Origin of the sequence: Bacillus pretiosus, from assembly GCF_051294775.1 — a bacterium.
GTDB lineage: Bacteria > Bacillota > Bacilli > Bacillales > Bacillaceae_G > Bacillus_A > Bacillus_A wiedmannii.
The window spans coordinates 1-284 of the sequence record NZ_JBPPHF010000542.1; the positions used below are offsets into that span (position 1 = coordinate 1).

The following is a 284-nucleotide window of genomic DNA, read 5'->3' on the forward strand; positions in this document are numbered from 1 at the left end:
ACATACTAGAGCTGTGCATCGGTTGAAGTTTTGCGTTTGGATCGAAGTAAGCTTTTGCATTGTTTACTGCTGTTGGTGCTTCACCGAAGCCGCAAGCAATGAGTTTTACTTTTCCTACATATGTACAAATGTCACCAGCAGCGTAAATGCCAGGAATATTTGTTTCCATTTTCGAATTCACGAGAATGCTGTTTTGTTGTATATCTAAGCCCCAATTTTTAATTGGGCCAAGAGAGGAAACGAAGCCGTAGTTTACGATGACATCATCCACATCGATGATAATT

The 284-nt window shown here is 40.1% G+C and carries 1 protein-coding gene; it reads right to left on the bottom strand.

Annotated features, from left to right (window positions below; translation table 11 throughout):
- The coding region (locus ACSG5Z_RS32090; RefSeq protein ID WP_435712969.1) for an NAD(P)/FAD-dependent oxidoreductase at nt 1–284 on the bottom strand (284 nt) is incomplete at both ends.